Annotated in this window: 1 protein-coding gene; it reads left to right on the top strand. The window is 43.0% G+C overall.

Annotated features, from left to right (window positions below; translation table 11 throughout):
* A partial coding sequence (locus tag R7Z77_RS28685; RefSeq protein WP_318137475.1) for a UDP-N-acetylglucosamine 2-epimerase occupies positions 1 to 507 on the top strand: 507 nt, incomplete at both ends.

Genomic DNA, 507 nt, shown 5'->3' with positions numbered 1-507 from the left:
TTTTGTGGTCACATATCATCCAGTGACCTTAGGTGATGAGAAGCCTGAGGCAAGCTTTCAAGCGCTCTTAGGCGCATTAGATGAATTTCCCAATCATCAAGTAATCCTTACTTATCCGAATGCTGATGATGGAGGGCGACGTATTATCCCTATTTTGGAACAATATGCTCAAGCTAACCCACAACGTGTTTTAGCTATTCCATCTCTTGGGCAAGTACGTTACTTGAGTGCGGTAAAGTATGCTGATGCTGTGATTGGTAACTCTTCGAGTGGGATTATCGAAGTGCCTGCATTTGACGTACCTACCGTGAATATTGGTTCAAGACAGAAAGGGCGTTTGGCCGCCAAGAGTGTCCTAAATTGTAAGCCTGATCAAATAGATATCTCTGCTTCAATACGTGCGGCTGTACAGAGAGCTTACAAAAAAGATAGCAACGAGGTTGTCTTAAATCCTTATGGGAAAGGCAATACAAGCGGACAGGTGATTGACATGATTAAAACTTTACG

It is taken from the genome of Vibrio sp. 1401 (assembly GCF_033340295.1).
The sequence above is the reverse complement of the archived record's forward strand: the minus strand, read 5'-3'. Positions and strand labels throughout refer to the sequence as shown.